The following is a 2,194-nucleotide window of genomic DNA, read 5'->3' as shown; positions in this document are numbered from 1 at the left end:
TCCCCCACCACCTCCGGCCGCACGAACGCGCCCGACGCGATCACCTGCGCGTTCACGTGCGGCACCCCGGCCCGCTCGGCCGCGACGACGCCGCCGAAGTCGACCTCCTCGCACACCACCACGTCCGGCCGCCACGCCCCGAGCAGCTCGAGGCACAGCGGCGCCCGCCGACCCGCCTCGCGCCGCGCGAACCCCTCGCGCAGGTCCCGGTCCTCGCGCGCCCGGTCCGGCGCGAGCAGCGGCGTCCTGGGCGGCGCGGCGGTGCTCCCACCGAGGTCGAACGCCTCGAACCCGGCCGCCTCGACCGCCCGCCGCTGGACCGAGGAGCAGCCGAACGCGACCACGTGACCGGCGGCGCGGACGGCCTCCGCGGCAGGCACGAGCGGGAGGACGTGGCCCAGGCCGCCGACGGAGGTGAACAGCACGCGCACCCGCGCCAGGGTAGGCGGTCAGGCCGCGAGCACCACCCGGTCGGTCGCGGGCTCGCGGACGCGGCCGGCGGTCCACAGGTTCGCCATCGCCACCACGACCGCCATCGACCCGAGCACGTGCACCACCACCAGCACGGCGGGCACCCCGGTGAGGTACTGCGCGAACCCGACCGCGCCCTGCAGCAGCACCGCCACCAGCAGCACCAGGTACGGCTTGCGCACCCCGGCCCCGCGCAACGCCCACCCGAGCGCCGCCAGCACCGCGAGGAACACGTACAGCAGGACCGAGTGCGCCTGGGCGAGCGTCTTGACGGGCGCGTCGAACCGGGCCACGTCGGCGTCGCCCGCGTGCGGACCGGCTCCGGTGACCATCGTGCCGACGACCATCAGCGCGGCCAGCACCACCACCGCCGCGACCAGCAGCCGCTGCGCGAGCGCCCCGGCGATCGGCCGCGCCGGGCCGTCCTCCTCGTCCAGGGAGCGCCAGAGCAGCACCGCGTACCAGGCGAGCACCGGCGAGACGACGAAGTGGAAGGCGACGGTCCACCAGAGCAGCCCGAGGTTGACCGTGATGCCGCCGATCACCGCCTGCGCGAACACCCCGCCGGTCATGACGGCGGACAGCAGCAGCACGCGGGTGCGCAGCGGCCTCGACCACCAGGCGGCGAGCAGGCAGAGCACGCCGATGACGCCGACCACGACGGCGAGCAGCCGGTTGCCGTACTCGATCCACTGGGTGAGCATCGCCAGCTCGGGGTGCTCGACGGGCACGAGGCTGCCGGGCAGGCAGTGCGGCCACTCGGTGCAGCCGAGCCCGGAGCCGGTCACCCGCACGGTGGACCCGGTGCCCGCGATGACGACGTTGGCGACGACGGCCGCGATCGCGAGGCCGCGGTGGGACCGGACGATCCGCTGCTTCCAGGTGGGCTGCACGACGGGCAACCTACGTGATCGCGGACGATAACGGACAAATGGGGTCCACGGGCGTTGACTTCGTTCCACACTGAAGGAATAGATGGAATCAAGCGCGGACGGGCGGGCCTGGGCCGAACAGGTGAACCGAGGGCGGGCCCCTCAAGGGATCGCGATCGAGCGCCGATGAACCGGTCAGCGCTTGAGCGCGTCGAAGTGCGGCTTGAGCGCCGGGTAGTAGTCCTCGAACGACGGGACCTCCGCGCCCTCGCGCGCCGCGACCAGCAGGTCCAGGTAGTACTCCCACCCCGGCCCGATCTCGCCGATCCCGCTGTCGTCCCCCAGGTGGTGGACCAGCCGCAGCTCGGTCTCCCCCGCCTCGCCGGGCACGACCAGCAGCTCGATCGGCCACGTCGCCCCGGTGCCCAGCATGGTCAGCACGAGCCTGCCCGGCGCCTCGCAGGCCTCCACCTTCAGGTCGCACGTCGGCCGCCCGTCCTCGAACTCCAGCCGCACCCGCACCGTCCCGCCCGCTCGGCCCTCGCCCTCCCACGGGCCGAACCAGCGGGCCGTCCGGTCGGACTCGGTGAGGGACGCCCACACGTCCTCGGCGTCCGCGCGGAACGTCCGGGTCAGCACGAGGTCGACGCCGCCCGGCGTCTCGGCGAGCGTTCCGGTGGCGGTCGGGGGCATGGTGCTCCTGGCCACGGGGGGGGTGCACGAGGGGGCCACGAGCCGGTCGCGACCAGCAGGGTAACCAGAGCGGTCGCGGGGGTGTGGGAGGGCGCGCGGGGCTAGTCGGCCGCCGCGAAGTCCCGGCCCCGCTCCGGCTGGCCGCCCGCGCGCAGCTC

The 2,194-nt window shown here is 74.7% G+C and carries 2 protein-coding genes and 1 pseudogene; all 3 read right to left on the bottom strand.

What is annotated here, in order from left to right:
• Positions 1-431 (bottom strand): annotated as a pseudogene (locus ACTUAL_RS02655) (glycosyltransferase); the annotation flags it as partial.
• 18 nt (positions 432-449) lie between these two features.
• Positions 450-1,364 (bottom strand): COX15/CtaA family protein, encoded by a 915-nt coding sequence (locus ACTUAL_RS02650; RefSeq protein WP_440899145.1) that lies wholly within the window; start codon positions 1,362-1,364, stop codon positions 450-452.
• A gap of 174 nt (positions 1,365-1,538) precedes the next feature.
• Entirely contained in the window at positions 1,539-2,036 is a 498-nt protein-coding gene (locus ACTUAL_RS02645) for an SRPBCC family protein (RefSeq protein ID WP_440899144.1), read from the bottom strand.
• Between the last annotated feature and the right edge of the window lie 158 nt (positions 2,037-2,194).

Source organism: Actinosynnema sp., assembly GCF_052038725.1.
The sequence above is the reverse complement of the archived record's forward strand: the minus strand, read 5'-3'. Positions and strand labels throughout refer to the sequence as shown.

Excerpts from the sequence above, each read along its gene's own strand:
- ACTUAL_RS02645 (WP_440899144.1), bottom strand. The coding sequence starts at position 2,036 with ATGCCCCCGACCGCCACCGGAACGCTCGCCGAGACGCCGGGCGGCGTC.